The organism is Desulfofundulus thermobenzoicus, from assembly GCF_009428905.1.
GTDB classification, from domain to species: Bacteria; Bacillota; Desulfotomaculia; order Desulfotomaculales; family Desulfovirgulaceae; genus Desulfofundulus_A; species Desulfofundulus_A thermobenzoicus.
Map to the genome: position 1 here is coordinate 1 of NZ_WHYR01000063.1, position 16,032 is coordinate 16,032.

At 59.9% G+C, this 16,032-nt stretch carries 15 protein-coding genes and 1 riboswitch; of the genes, 14 read left to right on the plus strand and 1 reads right to left on the minus strand.

Annotation, left to right across the window (positions count from 1 at the left end):
• Positions 1-247 precede the first annotated feature (247 nt).
• The 8 genes from GFC01_RS16090 (at position 248) to GFC01_RS16120 (ending at position 7,248) form a co-directional block, all read left to right on the plus strand.
• On the plus strand, positions 248-1,132 hold the full coding sequence (locus GFC01_RS16090) for an RpnC/YadD family protein (RefSeq protein ID WP_194174995.1): 885 nt from the start codon (positions 248-250) through the stop codon (positions 1,130-1,132).
• Positions 1,133-1,252: 120 nt separating this feature from the next.
• The gene (locus tag GFC01_RS16095) at positions 1,253-2,176 is read left to right on the plus strand and encodes an RpnC/YadD family protein (RefSeq protein WP_152948181.1); all 924 of its coding nucleotides are present in this window, start codon (positions 1,253-1,255) and stop codon (positions 2,174-2,176) included.
• A 334-nt stretch (positions 2,177-2,510) separates the two neighbouring features.
• Positions 2,511-2,780, plus strand: a complete 270-nt coding sequence (locus GFC01_RS18870) for a hypothetical protein (RefSeq protein WP_194174996.1) — start codon at positions 2,511-2,513, stop codon at positions 2,778-2,780.
• Between the two features lie 347 nt (positions 2,781-3,127).
• Positions 3,128-4,156, plus strand: coding sequence for a DUF4351 domain-containing protein (locus GFC01_RS16100; protein WP_152948182.1), 1,029 nt, complete (start codon positions 3,128-3,130; stop codon positions 4,154-4,156).
• A gap of 26 nt (positions 4,157-4,182) precedes the next feature.
• A complete protein-coding gene (locus tag GFC01_RS16105) occupies positions 4,183-4,347 on the plus strand; it encodes a hypothetical protein (protein ID WP_152948183.1) in 165 nt (54 codons plus the stop codon).
• 32 nt (positions 4,348-4,379) lie between these two features.
• The gene (locus GFC01_RS16110) at positions 4,380-4,622 is read left to right on the plus strand and encodes a hypothetical protein (RefSeq protein ID WP_152948184.1); all 243 of its coding nucleotides are present in this window, start codon (positions 4,380-4,382) and stop codon (positions 4,620-4,622) included.
• A gap of 247 nt (positions 4,623-4,869) precedes the next feature.
• Complete coding sequence (locus tag GFC01_RS16115) at positions 4,870-5,067, plus strand: DUF2283 domain-containing protein (protein ID WP_152948185.1); 198 nt, start codon at positions 4,870-4,872, stop codon at positions 5,065-5,067.
• 534 nt (positions 5,068-5,601) lie between these two features.
• Complete coding sequence (locus GFC01_RS16120; RefSeq protein ID WP_194174997.1) at positions 5,602-7,248, plus strand: S8 family serine peptidase; 1,647 nt, start codon at positions 5,602-5,604, stop codon at positions 7,246-7,248.
• A 105-nt stretch (positions 7,249-7,353) separates the two neighbouring features.
• Here GFC01_RS16120 and GFC01_RS16125 read toward each other — a convergent pair whose 3' ends face one another.
• Entirely contained in the window at positions 7,354-7,698 is a 345-nt protein-coding gene (locus GFC01_RS16125; protein WP_152948187.1) for a CGGC domain-containing protein, read from the minus strand.
• A 356-nt stretch (positions 7,699-8,054) separates the two neighbouring features.
• Here GFC01_RS16125 and GFC01_RS16130 point away from each other — a divergent pair, with 356 nt between their 5' ends.
• The 6 genes from GFC01_RS16130 to GFC01_RS16155 all read left to right on the plus strand — a co-directional run.
• Complete coding sequence (locus GFC01_RS16130) at positions 8,055-9,485, plus strand: replication-associated recombination protein A (protein WP_341474051.1); 1,431 nt, start codon at positions 8,055-8,057, stop codon at positions 9,483-9,485.
• Positions 9,486-9,628: 143 nt separating this feature from the next.
• Positions 9,629-9,888, plus strand: a riboswitch (cobalamin riboswitch).
• A 174-nt stretch (positions 9,889-10,062) separates the two neighbouring features.
• Positions 10,063-11,361 carry a phosphomethylpyrimidine synthase ThiC gene (thiC, locus tag GFC01_RS16135; protein ID WP_152948188.1) on the plus strand — a complete coding sequence of 433 codons (1,299 nt, stop codon included), beginning with the start codon at positions 10,063-10,065 and terminating at the stop codon, positions 11,359-11,361.
• Positions 11,362-11,364: 3 nt separating this feature from the next.
• Positions 11,365-12,639, plus strand: a complete 1,275-nt coding sequence (bzaB, locus tag GFC01_RS16140) for a B12 lower ligand biosynthesis ThiC-like protein BzaB (RefSeq protein ID WP_152948189.1) — start codon at positions 11,365-11,367, stop codon at positions 12,637-12,639.
• 11 nt (positions 12,640-12,650) lie between these two features.
• Positions 12,651-13,751 carry a methyltransferase gene (locus tag GFC01_RS16145; RefSeq protein WP_152948190.1) on the plus strand — a complete coding sequence of 367 codons (1,101 nt, stop codon included), beginning with the start codon at positions 12,651-12,653 and terminating at the stop codon, positions 13,749-13,751.
• Between the two features lie 160 nt (positions 13,752-13,911).
• Positions 13,912-14,544: a DUF2284 domain-containing protein gene (locus GFC01_RS16150; protein WP_194174998.1), complete on the plus strand. Its 633-nt coding sequence runs from the start codon at positions 13,912-13,914 to the stop codon at positions 14,542-14,544.
• A gap of 104 nt (positions 14,545-14,648) precedes the next feature.
• Positions 14,649-16,032, plus strand: a 1,384-nt coding sequence (locus GFC01_RS16155; protein ID WP_194174999.1) for a B12-binding domain-containing radical SAM protein, incomplete at its 3' end; no start/stop codon positions are given.

Here is a 16,032-nt window from a genome sequence, read left to right on the forward strand (position 1 = left end):
GCCTCCTTAACAATTTGCATTTTTTGCTCTGGTGAGTACTTTTTTCTAGTCATTCAGGACTACCCCCCTACTGCATAATGTAACAGATTTAAGTCAAACTGTCCAATACAGTTAGGGGGCTTGAGTGTTACACACCGGTGGGGGCATTTTCTTTTCACCAGCCGCGCGGTTCAGTTTCGCCCCAGCTCTGCCCCATGTCAATTTCCCGGCCGATGTGGTATAATACAGCCACAGGAAGACTGATCCCGTGCCCGATAGACAGCCCCACCACGCCCACGATAAGGGATACAGAGAACTTCTCTCCAGCAAGCGGGCCTTTTTGGAATTGCTCAGAACCTTTGTCCGGGAGGACTGGGCAAAAGACATAGACGAAGAAAGCCTGGTACGGGTAGAGAAATCGTACATTTTGCAGGACTTCAGCGAGAAAGAGGCCGACATCGTGTACAGGCTGCGGCTCAGGGGAACCGAAGTGATATCCGCCGCCCTGAGTTTCAAAGAGATGCTGGCCGGGTACCGGCAGTTTGAGGAGCACGTGTTGGACTTCCGGTACATCCTGTTTGACGTAAACCGGTACGACGCAGAAGAACTCTACCGGGCGGCCAACCTGGTAGCCAGCATATTTGCGCTGGACCAGAAGATGGACGCGGAGGAACTGGTCGGGCGGCTGCGGAAGCTGGCCGGATCGCTGAAGAACCTGAGCCGGGACGAATTCAGGCGGTTTGGCGCCTGGCTTGGTCACGTGCTCAAGGCCAGGCTGCCCGATTCATTGCGGGATAAGGTTGACAGGATAATAGGCGAAGTCAATCCGTGGGAGGTGGAAAAGATGATCACGAACCTGGAAATAACCCTTGAAGAGATGCAACAGCAGGCGGAGATGCGTGGTTTGATGAAGGGCAGGGCCGAGGGTGAAGCCATAGGTAAAGCCAAAGGCAAAGTTGAGAAAGCGCAGGATGCCATCTGCAAGTACCTCAAGCGCAGGTTCGGGGCTGCTTCCGAGGAACTGCAGCGGGTAGTGCAGGGAGTGACCAGCCTGGAGGCGCTGGACGGTGTGATGGAAGAGCTATTTGCGGCTGACACCCTGGAAGAGGCGCGGGCCATCATCGGGGACGGGATGGGGAAGTTAGCTCAGTGAACTGAATAGAAGCCCCCGCAGGCTGTCAGGGCTTGCGGGGGTTTTGTTGGGCAGGTTGCCGAGGGGATGCAGGTTCGATTCCTGCCAGGCGCACCAAACAAAGAAGGTGACATACCGTCAATGCCCGAAATAGACATACCCGTCAAGCGCCTAGTTCAGCGCAGGCCGGGTGACTGGGTAAAATACCTGAACCCCGGATGTGCGGAAGACCGGATCAGTCCGTTCAAAAGCGAATACATTCCCAGGGCGGAGTCCAGGCTGGACAACGTGTTTGAAGTAGAGAGCCACGGGAGTTATTACCTGGTGAATTTCGAGCCGATGGGCTACCATGACGTGGCGCTGCCAGCCAGGATGATGCGCTACCGGAGCGATATATGGGAGGCGACCTTAAACGACCGGAAAGGCACGCCGCACATTGTCCAGGCCGTGTTCTTCTTTTACCCGGAGCACGACAACAGAAACCACCGGCTCACCGACTGTTGGGGAGAGCAGAAGACGGTGGAATTTACCTACCGGGTGGTGCGGGTGTGGGAGCAGCCCCGGCAGCCCGTAATTGAGCAGAGGCTGGCCGGTTTATACCCCCTGCTCCCGCTGATGAAAGGCGAAGCGGGGGAGGACCCGAAGCAGGTCCTGCAGCAGAGCATTGAAGCAGTGAAAGAAGTTGAGGACAAGTCGCTGCAGCAAGACTTGCTGGCCGTCATGGGGATACTGGCGGGCGGCAGATATGCGGCGGAGCTGGTGTACTCGATGATAAGGAGGGAAATGATTTTGGAATCGCCGATTTATCAGGAATGGGTGAAGGAAGAGCGTGCGGAAGCTGAGGCCAAAGGCAGGGCTGAAGGCAAAGTTGAGAAAGCGCAGGACGCCATTTGCAAGTACCTCAAGCGCAGGTTCGGGGCTGCTTCCGAGGAACTGCAGCGGGTAGTGCAGGGAGTGACCAGCCTGGAGGCGCTGGACGGCGTGATGGAAGAGCTATTTGCGGCTGACACCCTGGAAGAGGCGCGGGCCATCATCGGGGACGGGATGGGGAAGTTAGCTCAGTGAACTGAATAGAAGCCCCCGCAGGCTGTCAGGGCTTGCGGGGGTTTTTGCTGGGCGTGTGACAGGGGACGGTTCTTTGACACAAAAATAACGAGCGGCCTCTGTCGGTCACACAACGGCGGGGGCATTTTCTTTTCACCAACCGCACGATTCAGTTTCCACCTCATCCCCGCCCCGTGTCAACTTCCCGCCCGGTGTGGAAGAGCGGGCCGTAATCTTTGCCCGGCGGCGGCCCAATACCCCCCTTGCATTGACGGTTAGCAGGATTTTGATCCGTGAGAGACGAAAAAGCCGATCATGTGGTAAAATATAAAACAAAGAAGGTGACATACCGTCAATGCCCAAAATAGACATACCCGTCAAGCGCCTAGTTCAGCGCAGGCCGGGTGACTGGGTAAAATACCTGAACCCCGGATGTGCGGAAGACCGGATCAGTCCGTTCAAAAGCGAATACATTCCCAGGGCGGAGTCCAGGCTGGACAACGTGTTTGAAGTAGAAGACCCCGGCGGTTGCTACCTGGTAAATTTCGAGCCGATGGGCTACCATGACATAGCCCTGCCCGCCAGGATGATGCCTACCGGAGCGACATCTGGGAGGCGACCTTAAATGACCGGAAAGGCACGCCGCCCATTGTCCAGGCCACGTAGTGTGACAGGGGACGGTTCTTTTGACACAAAGCTATGAGATGGTGCCGGGCACTTAACTTATTAACTTATCGAGCCCCCGGTCCCGCACCGGTGAAGGCCCAGGCAGTCGATCCGGGTTGAAGCTTTTGTCCTATTTAAACAATTGTCCTGCGATGGTCGCCAAAGGGAGGGCTAACCGCCCTCCCTTGAACCATCCAAAAGGGGTCAACCTCCGGCACTTTCTGCCGGCTGAAAAGAATTTGGAACTGGCATTCCCCGGCTCCTCATGATACAATACAGGCAAATCAACATTTGGCAGGGGTGGAAATGGACACTCAGCCCACCGCCATCAAAATGGACGAACTGATCAAAAGGCTGTTTCACCTGTCGAAAAAGCCCCTGCTCCACGTACTAAATGCCCTGTACGATGATCATCTTGCCGAAACGGCCGAAGTAAGCTACGGCAGCACGGAATTCATCCGGGACGACCTGGTCAAAAGCACGGCGGACATGATGGTGGAAGTTCTGTCCGGCCGGACTATTTACCGGTACCACATCGAATTTCAAACCACCTACGACAAAAACATCGTCATCAGAATGTTCCGGTACGGCTTTGCCAAAGCAAAGGAACTGCTGGACCTGTCCGATTTAACCGGACCGGTGGAAATGGAATTTCCCGACCCCCGGGTCATCTTCATCGAGGAAAACGAAAAAATACCCGATGTCCTCCAGTTAAAAATCAAGATACCCAAACAATCATCCCTGCTCTACCAGGTGCCGTCCTTTAAATACTGGCTTTACGACGCCCGGCAGCTTTACGCCCGGAAAATGTATCTTCTGCTTCCCCTGCAGGTGTTCAAGATCCGGAAATACTTAAGAACCAGGGGGGAAATGGACGAAGAGGCCTACCAAAAACTTCTTCAAACAGCCGAAGAAGTGGTGAAAGCCATTACCCTGGCCCTGGAGGAAGAAAAGATCACACCCGAAGACGCCGGGGAAATGCAGGCCATAATGCTCAATATTATGGAATATCTGTACGGCAAATATGGTGGTTACCGCAGGATCGATCAGGAGGTGAAAAACATGATTAAAACATTCTACGACCCGGGCCTGGTGGAAAAAGGCCGGCGGGAGGGAATTCAGCTGGGACGGCAGGAGGGAATCCAGCTGGGCAGGCAGGAGGGAATCATCCTGATTTTGTTAAAACAAATCAAAAAGCGATTTGGTGCGGTGCCCCAGGATATTGAAGAAAGAATCAACTCCCTGGAACTGGCCCAGCTTGAGGCGCTGGCCGAAAAGATCCTGGAAATAACCACCGAAGAAGAACTGCGTGGGGCAATTGCGGTCAGGCATTAAATCCTTCGCCTTTCCAGCGATTTGCGTTGGACCAGAAGGTGGACACGGAGGAACTGGTCAGTCGGCTGTGGAAGCTGGCTGATGCGCTGAAGAACCTGAGCCGCGACCAGTTGAGGCAGTTTATCGCCTGGCTTACCCACGTGCTCAAGGCCAGGCTGCCCGGTCCATTGCGGGACAAGGTGACAGGATAATAGGCGAAGTCAGTCCCTGGGAGGTGGAAAAGATGATTACCAACCTGGAAATAACCCTTGAAGAGATGCAGCAGCAGGCAGAGATGCGCGGGTTAATTAAAGGCAGGGCTGAAGGCAGGGCCGAAGGCGAGGCCAGGGGCAAGGTTGTATACACAGTTCACGTTATCAGGACCTGTTATAATGGTAAATTAAGTAAATTAAGTAAATTTAATATAATTAGAGATATATATGAGAGGAGAGTTATCTTGAATGTAGTTTTTCAAAACATTTTTTAACGCGTAAAGAATTGCGTGGTATTCCAGACGGGATGGCTGAAACGATTTTTACCCAGGCTAATGAGCATTATAGGGATACTCAGACCAATCATTTTATAGCGGTGAGGCGCATGGAATTCCAGGGTGTAGAGAGAGATATGGCTTTAACCTACAGTATGTCTGAAGGTAAAATAGTGTTAATAACTTTACACCCGCTAAAAAGACGGTCAAAGGGAAAACAGGGTTAGAAGCAGGGGGTGGGTCAAACATGAAAGCCTATTATGATTCAGAAGCCGATATTCTTTACCTTGCCAAGGAAGGTGTAGAAGAAGAGGTTATAGAGTTACATCCCGGTATAAATTTGGAAATAGATAAAGATGGTCAGCTAATTGGGATAGAATTACTTAATGCTTCAAAGTTGTTTAGAGACGTTATTAAACCGCTTGAAAAGAGGGCGGCTTTGTGATCAGGAAACAAGGGGACAGTTCTCCTATTCTCCCTGCACTTTATGGGTATGTCCCCTCCCGTAAGATGGAGCCAGGCACTTAACTTATTAACTTATTGATAAGTGCGTGCCCGTATCCAGCGTCCCGGCGGGTTTAACCACACAATGCCCCTGAGAAATTATTCTGAAATTATACCACACGTAACGGGGATCTGGTACGACGGGATGCCGGAGTGGCCTGCTTAAAAGTAAACCCCCGCTGACGTAGCTACCAGGGAAGATTCACGGCCAATACGTTAATAAATTAATTTCAGCCCGCCACTGGCATCCTGCGGGGCGGCCCTTGCTGTGCGGCTGCGAATAGAGAGGCCCCGGCCGGCGTAAGACCGGCTGAGACCGCTCGTTATTAGTTTTGTGTCAAAGAACCGTCCCCTGTCACAGTCAGTTTTGTGTCAAAGAACCGTCCCCTGTCACAGTCCCCTGTCACATTTAGAGGAATATGGAATCATGCCATCGAAAAAGGGTTCAGAAACTATACCTGGGGAGGAATGTTTTTTGTTGCCGAAAAGGTTTGGTCACCGGTGGCTGGCGGGGTTGCTGATCCTTCTGGCAATCATCACTATTCATGCGCCATGGGCTGCGGCCCGGCCGTCGGAAAACGGGCAGGCATACCGACCCCGAAATCTGCAGACACTCTCTGTAGCTGGCCATGCCTATGGTTCAAAGGAAAATGTCCGCCAGTTGATTGAAGAACGGCGGCAGCGGGAAAAGCAAATGCCCGCCCGGGACTACAGCAAGGAGATTATTGTCAAGTGGAAGCAATTGCCGGGGACGGAAAGCAAGGAAGCATTACTCAAACAGCTCTCCGTGGAAAGGGTGCATGAAAACCGGAATATGTCCCTGCTCCGGGCAATGGACAGGGAGAAGGCCATAAAAGAATTAAAGCAGAGCGGCCGGGTGGAGTATGTGGAGCCCAATTACCCCGTGCATATGCAGCGCGTTCCCAACGACCCTCTGTTTTACGAACAGTGGGGGTTGCAGAAAATCAACGCCCCCCGGGCCTGGGACAGGCTGGCGCCCAACCGGGACCCGGTGATTGTGGCTGTGATTGACTCGGGCATTGATTTTTACCATGAGGATTTGCAGGGGCGCATTTTATCTGACGGGGCCTGGGACTTTGTGTTAAACGACAACTACCCGCTGGATCTGGACGGGCATGGTACGGCGGTATCCGGTGTGATCGCCGCCGCCACCGATAACGCCACCGGCATTGCCGGGACGGCCGGCGGGCAGAACGTGCAGATACTGCCCCTGCGGGTTTTTAATTTAGATGGACAGGCGGACACATACCTGGTGTCCCAGGCCATATACCACGCCGTTGATCACGGCGCCCAGGTAATTAACCTCAGCCTGGGGGGCAGCCAGTATACCCGGTCGGAAGCTGATGCCATCGTCTACGCCCGGGAGCACGGTGTAACAGTGGTGGCCGCATCCGGTAATGATAGCGGACCGGTATTATACCCGGCGGCCTTACCAGGGGTGATTGCCGTGGCCGCCAGCGACGGTGGCGACCTGGTGGCAAGCTTTTCTAACCACGGTCCGCAGGTAATGGTGGCGGCTCCCGGGGTGAATGTTCTCACCACCGACGTTTGGTATCCCGGCTATATGTATGCCGATGGAACATCCCTGGCCACCCCCTTTGTTTCGGCCGCGGCGGCCATAATTAAATCCCAGTTGCCCGGTGCCGGACCGGACCAGGTGGCGGAGATGATCAAAAAAGGTGTGGTGGACATCGGCCCGCCGGGCAGAGACGACTACGCCGGCTACGGCCGTCTGGATCTGGACCTGGTGGCGGCGCAGCTGGCCGGTGCAGGTACCCCGGGCAGCGGGGTCGTGGAAATGACCCCGGCCCAGATGCTGCAGATAGTTTTTAACCAGCCGGTTAAGATAGACGGGAATACTGCCTCCCATTTCCACCTGCTCACAGCCGCCGGTGCCGAACTGCCCTGTACCCTTTACTTTGTAGGTGAGGTGAACGCGGGCGAAACCGGGGGCTACACCACCTTCTGGTTGAAGCCCGGCGAAGCCCTAGTTGCCTGCCAGACCTATACCCTGCGGGTGGATGCCGGCTTGACCGCCACCTCGGGTCAAAAACTTGCAGAAACGCATACCACTGTTATCAAGGTGGTGCCGGGTACATAACTTGTTGAATGCCTGAACCTGCCGGAATAGAATGTGCTGGCACACCTCGCTGGATGCGCGGTTCGTCTAAGGAAGGGCTGACCGCCCTTCCTTTTCAGGTAAAACCTACTTATATTCATGGGTGCCGAGGACTACCGGAATGCCGGTTTTGCTTTCAATCATCCTGGCCAGTTCTTCAGGTGTGGTATAAGGGCAGCCGGGTTTGGATTCCGCCAGGCATTTGCTCAGGTAAATGGCGTCGGGTTTTGTTTCGGACAGTTTGATGGCCATGCCAATATTGGGTATGACAGTGCGGCCGGGGCATTCGCAGGTGACAAAAGCGATTACCTGCGCGGGCTCGGTGAATTTGCCTTCACCCAGTGCCGCAGCCTTTAGACAGCGCCATTCCCCCGGACAACCATAGCCCGATTCCATATAGGCATTGCAGCCTACAATAAAAATTTTTTTCAAAACGCACGCCCCCCTTATTGTGAAATTATGCTTGATTGAAAATTTCTGCGTGAGATTTTAAAATCCTGCGGGGTTGTTTAAAATTTTTACTTGTTACAGGAATGGCATATTGCCCATTTTCATGTGGCCTTTTCGGGTACGGGGCCGGGGCCAATGTCCCTTGCAGCTTTGCCTCTTCTGGTGTAAGCTTTACACAGAAAACAGGGTAAACTGTACTGGTCGGGGATTGGGACATGCCGGGACAGGTTTAATCTTTGCACAGAAAAAGGAATAATCACCTTCTGGATTATTGGGACATCCCCTTAACCCGACGACTGACGTCTGACGACCGACGAATTTTTCGAAGGAGCCGTGCCATGCGCAGGGAAAAGCTCGACAACCGCAGGGACGGCGGCGGCCCCGGGCAGGGGGTTGACCGGTCATCCCGCAAAGGGGCGGAATATTTGCCCGGCAGTTCCGGGGACAGGGATAACCCCGGGCAGGGGAACATGCCCCCGGGCGTACCCCTGGCCGCCCGCTTTAAGCCCCGCACCCTGGACGAATTCGTGGGCCAGCGGCACCTGCTGGCCCCGGGCAAGCTGCTTTACCGGGCCATAAAGGCCGGGCGGCTCGGGTCGGCCATCTTTTACGGTCCGCCGGGCACCGGGAAGACGGCCCTGGCCGAAATTGCCGCCCGGTCGGCGGGGCGGCCCTTTGTGCGGCTGAATGCGGCCATTACCTCCGTGAAGGAGATCCGGGAGGTGGCCGGGCGGGCCGACGCGGAGCGGCAGCCGGTGGTTTTGTGCCTGGATGAGATCCACCACCTGAACAAGCTGCAGCAGGACGCCCTGCTGCCCTTTGTGGAGGAGGGGGTGGTCACCCTCATCGGCACCACCACCGAAAACCCCTACTTTGAAATTGTGGGGGCGCTGCGCTCCCGGTCCACCATCTTCCGCTTTGCGCCCCTGTCCCCCGGGGACATTAAACTGATCCTGCTGCGGGCCCTGGCCGATGTTGAAAGGGGCCTGGGGAGCTACCAGGTGCGCCTGCTGCCCGCCGCCCTGGAACACCTGGCCGGTGCCGCCGCCGGGGACGCCCGGGTGGCCCTGGGGGCCCTGGAACTGGCGGTGCTGACCACTCCCTACGGTCCGGAGGGGGCCATTGTCATCGACCTGGCGGCGGCGGAGGACTGCCTGCAGCAGCGGGCGCTGCAGTATGACAAGGCGGGGGACAACCACTACGACGTGGCCTCCGCTTTCATCAAGTCCATCCGGGGCAGCGACCCGGACGCGGCCCTGCACTACCTGGCCCGGGCCATTGAGTCCGGCGAGGACGTGAAGTTCCTGGCCCGGCGCCTGGTGATCAGCGCCGCCGAGGACGTGGGGCTGGCCGACCCCCGGGCGCTGGTGGTGGCCCAGGCCGCCGCCGATGCGGTGCAGTTTGTGGGCCTGCCCGAGGCCCGCATTATCCTGGCGGAGGCGGCCGTGTACCTGGCCCTGGCGCCCAAGAGCAATTCCGCCTACCTGGCCGTCGAACGGGCCCTGGCCGACGTGCAGAAAAGGGAAACGGGCCCGGTGCCGCCCCACCTGCGGGACGCCAATTACTACGGCGCCAGATCCTTCGGCCACGGCCGGGGATATAAATACCCCCACGACTACCCGGGGGCCTTTGTGGCCCAGGAATACCTGCCGGAGGCCCTGCGGGGCACGGTTTACTACCAGCCCAACGACCGGGGCGCCGAAGCCGCCTTGAAGGAACGCCTGCTGCGGCTGCGGCAGCTGCGGGGGGAGTCGTTGAAAAAAGAGTGAACAAGATGTGGGGAGCCCGGCCTGGGAGCCGCATGATCACCCCCATGGTTTCAGGGACAAATGATAGTTTTTGTCATATCAGGAAACCATGCATTTTTACCCTTGACGGCCGGGCAATTATCCGCTAAACTGTCTACAGGTAAAACTGCATAGCCGGAACAGGTGCCCCATTCAGGGGAGAATAGGGAAGTCCGGACGGTGATGCCCGCACTCAAAGGGGGTACCGGCCGCTACGAACGGCCGGCGGTTACCCCGGTAAAGGGGCGTCTACCGGAAACGGCGCGGTCCCGCCACTGTAATCGGGGAGTTTGCCCCGCAGTCACTGGGTTTCGGCCCGGGAAGGCCGGGGAAGGGAAAACGATGATCCGTTAGCCAGGAGACCTGCCTGTTCGGGTTTAAGGACACCCTCGCGCGAAAGGGGGTCCGGGAGCAGGGGATGATGGCAAAGTCTCCAGCCGAAATTAACTTTTGGCTGGAGACTTTTTATTTTATTCACCCCGCACAAGCGGGGACGGTTCTTGCCCGCCGGCCTGAACCGGCTGTTGATCATCAATTTAACAACCATGGAGGTGGTTTTATGTCAACTCAGTTGGACAGGGCCCGGGCCGGGGAGATCACCCCGGAGATGCACAGGGTGGCCGAAAAGGAGGGGGTGGATCCGGAACTGGTCCGCCGGGGGGTGGCGGAGGGCACCGTGGTCATACTCAAAAACCGGGTGCGCCGGAACTGCGACCCCGTGGGCGTGGGTGCCGGCCTGCGGGTAAAGGTGAGCGCCAGTGTGGGCCTGGCCGGGGAGGGGGACACCATCGCCGGCGAGGTGGAAAAGGTGCGGGCGGCGGTGGAGGCGGGCACCGACGCCATTATGGACCTCTCCACCGCCGGGGATATGGACGGCGCCCGGCGGGCGGTGCTGGCGGCCGCCACCACGCCGGTGGGCACCCTGCCCGTCTACCAGGCCCTGGTGGAGGCCCGGGAAAAGTACGGCGCGGCGGTGAAGATGCAGGTGGAGGAGATGTTCGCGGTTATTGAGCGGCAGGCCGCCGCAGGGGTGGACTTCCTGGCCCTGCACTGCGCCACCACCTGGCAGACCATGCGGGCGGCGAAAAAGCACCGCCGGGTGGATTACCTGGTGAGCCACGGGGGCAGCCATTTGATGGGCTGGATGATCCACAACCGGCGGGAGAACCCCCTTTACGAGCACTATGACCGGCTGCTGGCAATCTGCCGCCGCTACGATGTGGTTTTAAGCCTGGCCGACGGCTGGCGCCCCGGCTGCCTGGCCGATTCCCTGGACGCCGCCCAGGTGCAGGAACTGGTGGTGCTGGGGGAACTGGTGGCCCGGGCGCGCAAGCATGGGGTGCAGGTGATGGTCAAGGGGCCGGGGCACGTGCCCCTGGGGCACCTGCGGGCCACGGTGCAGCTGGAAAAGGAACTGTGCTTTGGTGCGCCCTACTTTGTCTTCGGGCCGGTGGTCACGGACATCGCGCCGGGTTACGACCATATCACGGCGGCCATCGGCGGGGCCCTGGCGGCCCGGGCCGGGGCGGAGTTTCTCTGCTACGTCACCGCCGCCGAGCACCTGGGGCTGCCCGATGTGCAGCAGGTGCGGGAAGGGGTTGTCGCCGCCCGCATTGCCGCCCATGCCGCCGATGTGGCCAGGGACCCCCGGGCGGCCCGGTGGGATCTGGAGATGTCCCGGGCCCGGAAAGCCCTGGACTGGGACAGGCAGATAGAGCTGGCCCTGGATTCCTCCCGGGCGGCCATGATGCGCCGGGAGCGCAGCCGCGGCTCCCATCAGGCCTGTGCCATGTGCGGCAAGTACTGTGCCATGCAGGTGGTCGGCCAATACCTGGGCAAAGAGCAGGGGGTGTGCTGATCCATGACGCAATTGCTGGCTGCCAGAGCGGGTGAGATTACGCCGGAAATGGAAAGGGTCGCCCGGCAGGAAGGGGTAGACCCCGCATTCATCCGGGACGGGGTGGCCGCGGGGACCATAGTCATACCGAAGAACCGGCTGCGCAAGGACCTGAAACCCTGTGCCATAGGCCGGGGCCTGCGGACCAAGGTGAACGCCCTCATCGGCACTTCCAGCGACCGGGACGACCCGGAGATGGAAGCCCGCAAGATAGAGGTGGCCGTGGCCGCTGGGGCCGACGCCATTATGGACCTGTCCACCGGGGGGGACATCGACGGCATGCGCCGCCTGAGCCTGGAGAGATCCGCCGTGCCCGTGGGCAGCGTGCCCATCTACCAGGCGGGCATTGAAGCCATTGAAAAGCGGGGGGGCATCGTGGCCATGACCCCGGAAGACATGTTCGCCGCCATTGAAAGGCAGGCCGCCGCCGGCATCGACTTCATGGCCATCCACTGCGCCCTGAACTTCGAAGTGGTGGAGCGCCTGCAGATGACCGGCCGGGTGACGGACATCGTCAGCCGGGGCGGGGCCTTTCTCACCGGCTGGATGCTGCATAACAAAAGGGAGAATCCCCTTTACGAAGACTTTGACCGGGTTTGTGACATCCTGCGGGAATATGACGTGGTTTTGAGCCTGGGCGACGCCATCCGCCCGGGGTGCATTGCCGATTCCCTGGATGCCGCCCAGGTGCAGGGCCTGCTGGTGGCCGGGGAACTGGTGGCCCGGGCCCGGGAGAAGGGCGTGCAGGTAATGGTGGAGGGGCCGGGCCATGTGCCCATCCACCATGTGGAAACCACCATGCTGCTGCAGAAGCAGCTCTGCCACCGGGCCCCTTACTTCGTCCTGGGCACCCTGGCCACCGATGTGGCCCCGGGCTACGACCATATCACCGCGGCCATCGGCGGCGCCCTGGCCGGGGCCAGCGGGGCCGACTTCATCTGTTACGTCACCCCGGCGGAGCACCTGGGCCTGCCCACGGAAGAGGACGTGCGCACCGGAGTGATGGCCGCCCGCATCGCCGCCCACGCCGCCGACATTGCCAAAGGCGTGCAGGGGGCCCGGGAATGGGACCTGCAGATGGCCCGGGCCAGGGCGTCCCTGGATCGCCGGGCCGTGGCCGACCTGGCCCTGGACCCGGCAGTGGTGCGCTGCTACCACCAGGGGGCCGGGGAGGAGCTGTGCCGCCGCTGCGGCGACCTGTGCGCCCTGCGGCTGGTGGCGGAGTACTTTCAGCAGTAAGGAGGTACCCGATGGCGGCAGGTAAAGGATTAACCGGCGGAGAAAACAAGCCCTTGAATGGGGGATATATTCTGGACATCTGCCGGGGCCACTGGGCGGCCCGGGTGCTGTTCACGGCGGTGGAACTGGGCCTGTTCGATGTGCTGGCCGGCCTGAACCCCGGCTGTTTTCCACCAGGGGCCGGGGACATGCCCGTACATCCCGGACTGGACGGCACAACCCCCGCCCGGGCGGCCGCCGCCCTGGGGACTGCGCCGGATGCCACCGCCCGCCTGCTGGCGGCCCTGCACAGCCTGGGGCTGGTGGAAAGGGAAGGGGAGTGCTACCGGAACTCCCCCCTGGCCCACCGGCACCTGGTCCGGGGAAAGGATACCTACCTGGGCCACGCGGTGCGCCATTTTGCCAACCTGGCGGAGGGATGGTCCCGGCTGGGTGAGGCGGTGCGCACCGGCCGGCCCACCGGTTTTGAAGCCGTGGAGCGGGCCGGTTATGCAGAGCGCCTGCGGGACTACATCCTGGCCATGGGGGATCAGGCTTCCCTGAAGGCGGAAAAGCTGGCCGCCGCCCTGGACCCGGGCTGCTGTGCCCATTTCCTGGACCTGGGGGGCGGCCCCGGGGTATATACCGTCGCCCTGTTAAAGAGATTCCCCGCCGCCCGGGCCACCATTATGGACCTGGCGGATACCCTCAAGATTACCGCGGAGCTGGTGGAGGCGGCCGGCATGGCCGGCCGGGTGGAACTGCGTCCCGGGGACTTCACCGGCGACGACCTGGGGGAAGAAGTCTACGACCTGGTGCTGGCCTCCAATGTGGTGCATATTTACGATGCCGTCCTGAACCGGCGGATCATGGCCCGGGTGTGGCGTGCCCTGCGCCCCGGCGGGCAGGTGGTGATCCACGACTATGTGCTGGGCGATGAACCGGCTCCGGAAGCGGCCCTGTTCGACCTGAACATGCTGGTGGGCACCCTCACCGGCCGGGTGTACGGCGTGCGGGAGATGGGCGGCTGGCTGGAGGAGGCCGGGTTCCGGGAGATTAGCTACCGGCCACTGACTGAGGGCAGCGGCCTGCTGGTGGGGAAAAAGGAGATGGTGCCCCTGAGAACCGGATGATTGCCGAAGTCAGGGGATGAATTTACGCCGCAGCACGGGATGAACCGAATAAATGAAAGCGGTACCGGGGTTTAACTTTTTCCCTGTCATACCCATGTTTCTTCCGGCTAATGAATGAGTGGTGATGTCAATGACTAATCCTGTTAAAGGGAATGGCGTCTTGACAGATAAAGGTGGACCTCTGTCCCTTTCCCAATCGCCTGTACCGGGGAAGAGATGCATTCTATCCAAAGAGAAAGATAGCTCCATCCCCAACCCGGGTGCCGGGTTGGGCCCGGCCGTGCTCCCGCCCGGGCTCCTGGAGCGCCTCTGCCGGGCGGCCCGGGAAGCCGGGGCCCTGGAGGCAAGGGTAATCGACACGGCCACGGTGGTGGTGGCCCCCTGGGTGCGCTGGAAGTGCCGGTACGGCTGTCCCGGCTACGGCAGAAGCCTGACCTGCCCCCCCTTCACCCCCCGGCCGGAGGAGACGGAGGCGATGCTGCGCTGCTACCGCACGGGTATCCTTTTTCTGGCGGAAGCATCCTGGCTGGTGCGCTACCTGGCCGGCCACCTGGAGCACCTGGCCTTTAAAGCGGGCAGTTACAGGGCCTTCGGGCTGGGGGCGGGCACCTGCGGTCTGTGCGCGGAATGCAACCTGGATGGTCCCTGCCGCCGTCCCGGGGAGGCCCGCCCGTCCATGGAGGCCTGCGGCATCGATGTATTTCAGACGGTCCGCAACAACGGCCTGCCTTTAACCCCGGCCCGGGAGCCGGGCGAACCCTGCCCCCGGGTGGGATTGCTGCTGGTGGATTAAAAAAGGGGACAGTCCCCTATTGGCCGCTGTTGATTCTGATAAAAGTTATCATAGATGTTAGTCATCGGGTTCGTATTATGTCAACTCCGGGAGGTGAACTGTCAATGCGGATTTTGCTGCTCAACCCGCCTCTATTAACCGATCCCTTTACCGATGACCTGGTGGTGAATGCCCCCCTGTCGGCCTGCCTGCTCACCGGTTACGCGGCGGCCTGCCTGCAGGAGGCCGGCCTGGAAGTGTCCGTGGTGGATGCCGACCTGGCCGGCTGGAGTGTGGAAGAAACCAGGGATCGTTTATTGAGGGAAGACTTTGCCCTTCTGGGTGTGCACCTGAAATTCCTCTGGGAGCGCACGGCGGAAATCATGGCCATGCTTCAGGTTGTTAAGGAGGAAAAGCCCCGCATCCACCTGAATTTATACGGCCATTACCCCACCTTTGCCTGGGAACCGCTGTTGCGGCAGTTTTCCTTTGTGGATTCGGTGGTGCTGGGCGAGCCGGAATTCACCCTGACGGAGCTGGCCCGCCGCCTGGCCGGCCCGGACGGGGGCGCCTGGCGGGAAACCACCGGCCTGGTTTACAGCGGGCGGGGGGGGCCGGTGCGGAATCAGCTGCGCCCGGCCGTGGACGACCTGGACTCCCTGCCCTTTCCCCTGCGTCCGGACCCGCAAGCATCAGCCCGGCGCCACATGCACAACTACATCCTGGGCAGCCGGGGCTGTTACGGCCGCTGTACCTTTTGCTATCTTAACAACTTTTACGGCCCGGGGATGATCTGGCGGGGGCGCACCCCGGCCAATATTGTGGCCGAGATGGAGCAGGTATACCGGGCTACCGGCAACCCTTCCTTTTACTTTGCCGATGCCAATTTCTTCGGTCCCGGGGAAAGGGGGCGGCGGCGCGTTCTGGAACTGGCGGGGCTTTTGGGGCGGCTGGATTTTCCCCTGGTCTTTGGACTGGAATGCCGGGCCAACGACGTGGAGGAAGGGGTGTTTTCCCGGCTGGTGGAAGTGGGCCTGCGGGACGTCTTCCTGGGGGTGGAGAGCGGCGCCCAGAGCGCCCTGGACCGTTTCCGCAAGGGCACCACGGTGGCCCAGAATGAACGGGCCATTGTCACCTTACGCCGTCTGGGCCTGAACATCTCCCTGGGGTTCATCAATTTTGATCCCGGCGCCACCCTGGAGGAAATCCGGGAAAACCTGCACTTTTTACAGCGTATGGAACTGCTGGACTGTCCCTCCACCACCGCCCACCTGTTTTTCCACCGGCAGGTGGTTTTGCGGGGGACCCCGGCTTACGACTACCTGCTGGGCCGGGGGCTTTTACGGCCGGTGGGCTTTACCGGTCACGAAGGGGAATATACCATGGCCGACCCCCGGGCCGAGGCGGTGTGCCGGGTGATGGGTGTCCTGGCCCGGCGGGTGCTGGAGATAACCGGCGGTGCGGATATGTACACCGCCCGGGGGCCCAAGGTGGGCTGCTGTGGGGGGG